The sequence below is a fragment of the Mycobacterium sp. E1715 genome, from assembly GCF_001667625.1.
Classification (GTDB): domain Bacteria; phylum Actinomycetota; class Actinomycetes; order Mycobacteriales; family Mycobacteriaceae; genus Mycobacterium.
Map to the genome: position 1 here is coordinate 1 of NZ_LZJJ01000492.1, position 6,519 is coordinate 6,519.

6 protein-coding genes and 1 pseudogene are annotated in these 6,519 nt (G+C 70.5%); 5 read left to right on the forward strand and 2 right to left on the reverse strand.

The genetic code is table 11. The annotated features are described in order from the left end of the window. Positions 1 to 125: 125 nt before the first annotated feature. Positions 126 to 1,856 carry a cytochrome c biogenesis protein CcdA gene (locus A9X03_RS24465; RefSeq protein ID WP_068263421.1) on the forward strand — a complete coding sequence of 577 codons (1,731 nt, stop codon included), beginning with the start codon at positions 126 to 128 and terminating at the stop codon, positions 1,854 to 1,856. Here the strand turns inward: A9X03_RS24465 and A9X03_RS24470 are convergent. Together A9X03_RS24470 and A9X03_RS24475 are read right to left on the reverse strand one after the other, a co-directional pair. After that, positions 1,853 to 2,713: a hypothetical protein gene (locus A9X03_RS24470; RefSeq protein ID WP_068263424.1), complete on the reverse strand. Its 861-nt coding sequence runs from the start codon at positions 2,711 to 2,713 to the stop codon at positions 1,853 to 1,855. The genes A9X03_RS24465 and A9X03_RS24470 overlap by 4 nt on opposite strands. Before the next feature lie 21 nt (positions 2,714 to 2,734). Next, a complete protein-coding gene (locus tag A9X03_RS24475) occupies positions 2,735 to 3,259 on the reverse strand; it encodes a mycothiol transferase (protein WP_068017923.1) in 525 nt (174 codons plus the stop codon). 54 nt (positions 3,260 to 3,313) lie between these two features. Here A9X03_RS24475 and A9X03_RS24480 point away from each other — a divergent pair, with 54 nt between their 5' ends. The 4 genes and pseudogenes from A9X03_RS24480 to A9X03_RS24495 form a co-directional block, all read left to right on the forward strand. Next, positions 3,314 to 5,056 (forward strand): amidohydrolase family protein, encoded by a 1,743-nt coding sequence (locus A9X03_RS24480; protein ID WP_067747983.1) that lies wholly within the window; start codon positions 3,314 to 3,316, stop codon positions 5,054 to 5,056. Positions 5,057 to 5,094: 38 nt separating this feature from the next. After that, a pseudogene (locus A9X03_RS24485) lies at positions 5,095 to 5,667 on the forward strand (PPE family protein); the annotation flags it as partial. Between the two features lie 62 nt (positions 5,668 to 5,729). Continuing rightward, on the forward strand, positions 5,730 to 6,122 hold the full coding sequence (locus A9X03_RS24490) for a hypothetical protein (RefSeq protein WP_067747987.1): 393 nt from the start codon (positions 5,730 to 5,732) through the stop codon (positions 6,120 to 6,122). Further along, on the forward strand, positions 6,119 to 6,519 hold a 401-nt coding region (locus tag A9X03_RS24495; RefSeq protein ID WP_067778728.1), incomplete at its 3' end, for a carboxymuconolactone decarboxylase family protein. The genes A9X03_RS24490 and A9X03_RS24495, both read left to right, overlap by 4 nt.

Below are 6,519 nucleotides of genomic sequence, written 5' to 3' on the forward strand. Positions count from 1 at the left end.
GCGCTGGAAGGTTAACTGCGCCACCGGCCGAGCGTAACGCACATTGTGTGATTTGCATAACGCACGGGACGTGACTTGTTCCGGGCCACGTGAACCATTTCTCGCAGGTAAAGGTGTAACTAGCTATGCACACCATCGCGCTCATCGGATTCCTCGGCGGACTCATCACCGCGATCTCGCCGTGCATCCTGCCCGTGCTCCCGGTGATCCTGTTGTCCGGCGCGAGCGGTTCACGCGGCATCAGTTCGGCCGCCCGGCCCTACCTGCTGATCGCGGGCCTGGTGTGCAGCTTCTCGCTGGCCACGCTGATCGGCTCGGCGCTGCTGACCGCGCTGCACCTGCCGCAGGACGCCATCAGGTGGGCAGCCCTCGTGGTGCTGGTGCTGATCGGGCTGGGGCTGATCTTCCCGCCGCTACAGCACCTGATCGAGCGGCCGTTCGCGTACCTGCCGCAGCGTCAAATCGGGCCCAACACCGATGGTTTCGGGCTAGGGCTGACGCTGGGCGCGCTGTATGTGCCCTGCGCCGGTCCGGTGCTCGCCGCGATCGTGGTCGCCGGCGGCACGCAGTCCATCGGGGCCGGCGTCTTGCTGTTGACCGGCACCTTCGCCCTGGGCAACGCGGTGCCGCTGCTGGCGTTCGCGCTGGCCGGGCGACGCGTCGCCGAACGGGTCGCCGCGTTCCGTCGCCACCAGCGCGTGATCCAGGTCGCCGGCGGCATCACGATGGTCGTGCTGGCCGTCGCGCTGGTCTTCAACCTGCCGGCGATGCTGCAGCGCGCCATCCCCGACTACACGACGGCGATGCAGAACAAGATCGGCGCCGACGACATCCAGCGCACGCTCAACGCAGGCCCGGCGACACCCCCGCCCGGGACGAGCGGCCTGCAACTCAGCCCGGGCGGGGTCAGCATCAACGGCGCGCTGACCGACTGCATGGAGGGCGCCACGCAGTTGCAGCAGTGCGGCCCGGCACCCGCCATCGCCGGCATCGCCGGGTGGCTCAACACCCCGGACGGCGAGCCGCTGGACCCGGCGGCGGTGCGCGGCAAGGTGGTGCTGATCGACTTCTGGGCGTACTCGTGCATCAACTGCCAGCGCGCCATCCCGCACGTAATCGATTGGTACAACCGGTATCACGACGCGGGGTTCGTCGCCATCGGGGTGCACACCCCCGAGTACGCCTTCGAACGGGTGCCGGCCAACGTGGCCAGCGGCGCCGCAGCGCTACACATCCCCTACCCCGTCGCGCTGGACAACGGCTACACCACCTGGAACAACTACCAGAACCTCTACTGGCCGGCGGAATACCTGATCGACGCGACCGGCCAGGTGCGACACACGAAGTTCGGCGAGGGCGACTACGACGGCACCGAGAAGCTGATCCGCGAGCTGCTCGTCGGCGCGCATCCCGGCACCCGGCTGCCCGGGCCGACACATTCGCCGGACACCACGCCGCAGACCCGGCTCACGCCCGAGACGTATCTGGGGATCGACCGAGCCCGAAACTACGGCGGCACAGGCGAATACAAGTCGGGCACCGCGACGTTCGACTACCCGGCGTCACTGCCGGGCGACAAGTTCGCGCTGCGCGGCCGGTGGAAGCTGGACGACCAGGGCGCCACCGCCGACAGCGATGACGCCGGCATCCGGCTGAGCTACACCGCCAAGGACGTCTACGTCGTCGTCGGCGGCACGGGCACCCTGACCGTTTCCCGGGACGGCAAGACTACGACGACCGCGATCGGCGGCCCACCCACGCTGCACCCGATCGTGGCCGACGAGGCCGCGCGCAGCGACCAGCTCGACATGCGGGTCAGCCCTGGGCTGCAAGTGTTTTCGTTCACCTTCGGCTAGCCGGCCGGCTTCTTGGCCAGGCTGCCCAGCATCGCGACGACCACACCGCCGATCACCAGCGTGACGCCCACGAGCAGCGTGAGGTTGAGCCATTGGTGCAGGCCCGCCTCGGCGTGGGAGACCATCACCTCGGCGATGCGCCGGATGTCGTCGGTGGTCCGGTTGAGCGCGTCGCCGACGTGGCGGCCTGCGATCTCGATGCCCGCCCAGCCGGCGGCGCCGACCAGCAGCGCGGAGACCCCGAGGCTGGTGAGTGCCTTACCGCGGCGTCGCGCGGTGGCCAGCAGCAGCACGGCGCAGACGACGCTCAGGGCGGCCGCGCCGACGCTCACCCACGGACCCCACGTGCCGAGCGGGCTCAACCGGCCCGACCGCAGCGACCCGTGGGCCGAGGGCGCCGATGCCGTCAACGGAACCGTCAGCGTCGCGGGCACTTTCACGTTGTGGCGGCTCAGTATCCGCTGCATCGCGGCGTCCTTGAGCATCGGCGCCACGTCGATCGACCACGACTCGCCTGCGCCGTCGGCGGTGAACAACCAGCGATGCGCCGCCCGGTTCGCCTGGGCGAACAACGCCGGGAAGGCGGGCCCGGCCGTGAACGCGACAGCGGCCAGGTGCACCTCCGCCCCCTCGACCGGCTGGCGTCCGCCGGTGTGCTCCGCGATGAGCGCCATCGCGCGGTTGGCCAGTTCGTCCGCGGCGGCGGACTGCAGCGCGGGGTCGCCGGCGGCCCGCTGGGCCAGCGCGACGTAGCCGCCCTCGCTGACCACGTTCAGCTGCAGCCACACCGCCGGAACGGCCACGGCCAGCGCGACCGTGGTCGCCAGCCACAGCACCGCCCTGAAGACGGCGGCCACGATGCCCACGCCGGGAGATCCTTAAGGCGCGATTCCGCGAACGTAGGCGGCCTGCCCGAGGTGTTGGGCGCAGTCGTCGATGATGCTCACCAACCGGGCGCTGGCCGTCACCGGCGGATCCCAGTTGGTGTCGACCACCCGCTCCAGCTCGGCGGCGGTCACGCCGGCGACGTATTCGAGCGTGAGCTTGTGCACGGCGTGGTAGTAGCCGGACAGCAGATCCACGGGCGCCTTGACCTTGGCGACCTGCTCGGGGCCGTGCCCGTAGCCGGTGTCGTTGCGCGGCAGGTCAAGCCCGAACCGGTCCACCCACCCGTCGCGCAGCCACACCTGCTCGACCCCGGCCACGTCGGCCAGCTGGATGTCCTGCACCCTCGCGCTGTGCCAGAGCAGCCAGGCGATGCTGTTGGCGCCCGGGGACACCCGGTAGTCGGCGACCGCGTCGGTCAGGCCGTCGGCGACGTCGTCGACGTGTTCGATCAACCGGGTGAACGCGTCGCGGAGCAGTTCTTGGACGGCGGCGTCGGGGCTGGAGGTGTTGGCCATACCAGCGACACTAGATCCTGGCACGACCGGCGGGCGCGGTCGTAGATTATTTGCATGACTTACGACCTGATCATCCGCAACGGCACCATCGTCGACGGGCTGGGTGGTGAGCCGTACGTCGGCGACGTCGCGGTGACCGACGGGGTGATCGCGGCCGTCGGTCGGGTCAACGGCGAGCGCGCCGAGCGGGAGATCGACGCCACCGGCCTGCTGGTCACCCCGGGCTTCGTCGACCTGCACACCCACTACGACGGCCAGTCCATCTGGTCGGAACGCCTGACGCCTTCGTCGGCGCACGGCGTGACCACGGTGGTCATGGGCAACTGTGGCGTCGGATTCGCGCCGTGCCGCCAGTCCGACCACGATGTCCTGGTCGACGTGATGGCCGGGGTCGAGGACATTCCCGGCGTCGTCATGACCGACGGCCTGCCCTGGACCTGGGAGACGTTCCCCGAATACCTGGACGCGCTGGACGCCGGCAAGCGGGACATCGACGTCGCCGCGTACCTGCCGCACTCGCCGCTGCGGGTCTACGTGATGGGCCAGCGTGGCGCCGACCGCGAGCCGGCCACCGCCGAGGACCTCGCCCAGATGCGGGCGCTGGCCAAGGAGGCGGTCGAGGTCGGGGCGCTCGGCTTCGCGTCGTCGCGGCTGACGATCCACAAAACCGAAAGCGGTTCGCCCATCCCGAGCTACGACGCCGCGCGGGAGGAGATCGAGGAAATCGCCCGCGGTGTCGTCGACGGCGGCGGCGGCCTTCTTCAGTTCGTGCCGGACATCCCGGCCGGCGGCTACGAGCCCGTGCTGCAGACGGTGTTCGACGTGGCCGAGGACGTCGACCTGCCGCTGACCTTCACGCTGGTGGTGGCCAACTCCGGCGACCCGACGTGGGAGGACGCCATCACGATGATCGAGAAGGCGAATTCCCGGGCCGGCGACGGTGACCCCCGGATCACCGCACAGCTGCTGCCGCGCCCGATCGGGCTGATCATCGGGCTGCAGCTGTCCGCCAACCCGTTCGTGCTTTACCCGAGCTACCGCGAAATCGCGCACCTGCCCCTGGCCGAGCGGGTCGCCGAGATGCGCAAGCCGGAGGTGCGCGCGCGCATCCTCGCCGACAAGCCGGGCCAGGGCCACCCGATCCTGTACGTGGCCCAGATGTGGGACTGGATCTACCCGCTGGGCGACACCCCCGACTACGAGCCGGACCCGTCGACCTCCATCGGGGCCCGGGCGCGGGCACGAGGCGTGAACCCGATGGAGGAGGCCTACGACCGGCTGCTCGACGACGAGGGCCGCGCCATGCTGCTGGTGGCGACCAGCAACCTGCAGGGCAATTCGCTGGACACCGTGGGCAAGCTGCTGCACCGCGACGACGTGGTGCTCGGGCTCGGCGACGGCGGCGCGCACTACGGGATGATCTGCGACGCCAGCTACTCGACGTACTTCCTGACGCATTGGGCGCGCGACCGCGAGTCGGGCCGGTTCACCGTGCCCCAGGCCGTCCGCGAGCTCACGTCGGTGCCGGCGCGCATCGCCGGACTGGGCGACCGGGGGCGCATCGGCGTCGGCTACAAGGCCGACCTCAACGTCATCGATCACGCCGCGTTGCGCCTGCACAAGCCGGTCATCACCTACGATCTGCCGGCCGGGGGCCGGCGCCTCGACCAGACCGCCGACGGCTACGTCGCGACGATCGTGGCCGGCGAAGTGATCGCGGAGAACGGCGTGCCCACCGACGCTCGTCCAGGCAAGTTGGTCCGCGGTCGGCAACCGCGCCCGGTACCCGCGCAATAACGCCACCAAAACAGCCAGATCCCGGGTAAGTTGAGCCGGTGACGAGCCCGCATTTTGCGTGGTTGCCGCCAGAAGTCAACTCGGCACGAATCTTCTCGGGTCCCGGAGCCGGGCCGCTGCTTGCTGCCGCGGAAGCCTGGGACGGACTGGCCGAGGACTTGGCATCGTCAGCATCGTCGTTTTCTTCGGTTACGTCAAATCTCGCCAGCGGCTCCTGGCAGGGGCCGTCCTCGGCGGCGATGATGGCTCTCGCCACGCACTACGTCAGCTGGCTGAGCGCGGCGGCGGCCCAGGCCCAGGCGGTGTCCAGCCAGGCCTCGGCGGTGGCGGCGGCGTTCGAGGGCGCGTTGGCGGCCACGGTGCAGCCCGCGGTGGTCGCGGCCAATCGCGCGCTGGCGCAGGCGTTGTCGGCCACCAATTGGCTGGGCCAGAACACCCCCGCGATCGCCGACATCGAGGCCGCCTACGACCAGATGTGGGCGTCCGACGTCGAGGCGATGTACGGCTATCACGCCGACGCGTCGGCGGCCGTGGAGAAACTGGCGCCCTGGCAGCAGGTGTTGCAGAACCTCGGTTTCCACTTCAGCAGCAGCGGCCAGCTCACCTTCGGCCTGCCGGCGGCGCGGGTTCCGCGCACGCTGTAGCGGCCCGGCCCGCGCCTATCCTGAGGGTCATGCGCACCAAGAAGCAGGTGGACGTCGAGCGTCTGGCGGCCGCCCTTCCCGACTACCCGTTCGCCTACCTGGTCACCGTCGACGACGACTACCGCGTCCACACCGTGACGGTCGAGCCGCGGATGCGCGACGCGACGCTGGACGTCGGCCTCATCGGTGGCCGCACCCGCCAGAATTTGGCGCAGCGCCGCGACGTCACCCTGCTGTGGCCCCCGACCGAGCCCGGCGGCTATTCGCTGATCGTCGATGGCACGGCCGAGGTCAGCGACGCGGGCGACGCCGTTCGCCTGGAAGTCGTGCCCGGCCGCGCCCTTCTGCACCGCGAGGCCGACCCCGGCTCCCCGGGCGCGGCCAAGGGCTGCCTGCACGACTGCGTGGTGTTCTCCCGGTGAGCCGCGTCGCCCCGCTGGCCCCGCCGTGGAGCGAGGAGGACGCGGCGGGGATCAACAGCTGGGGTCACCCGGACCGCACCTATGAGCCGCTGCTGCTGGTGCGCTGCCTGCAACGCCACCCGGCGCTGGCCACCCGGCTGCGCAAGCTCGGCGAATCACTCTATGTCGCAGCGCTTTTGCCCGCCCGGACGCGGACGATCGCGATCCTGCGCAGCTGCGCGCTCCTCGGTTGCCGGTACGAGTGGGGCGGGCAGGCGGCGTTCTGGGGTCCGATCGCGGGTGTCAGCGACGACGAGTGCGACGCGCTGGTGACCGCCGGCCCCGACGACCCGCGGTGGGCGCCCGACGAGCGGACCCTGATCGAGGCGGTCGACGAGCTGGAGCGCACCGGTTCCTG

What these genes read in the sequence shown, in the direction of transcription:
- A9X03_RS24465 (WP_068263421.1), top strand. Translation starts at nt 126, where the DNA reads ATGCACACCATCGCGCTCATCGGATTCCTCGGCGGACTCATCACCGCG.
- A9X03_RS24490 (WP_067747987.1), top strand. Translation starts at nt 5,730, where the DNA reads ATGCGCACCAAGAAGCAGGTGGACGTCGAGCGTCTGGCGGCCGCCCTT.
- A9X03_RS24480 (WP_067747983.1), top strand. Translation starts at nt 3,314, where the DNA reads ATGACTTACGACCTGATCATCCGCAACGGCACCATCGTCGACGGGCTG.
- A9X03_RS24475 (WP_068017923.1), bottom strand. Translation starts at nt 3,259, where the DNA reads ATGGCCAACACCTCCAGCCCCGACGCCGCCGTCCAAGAACTGCTCCGC.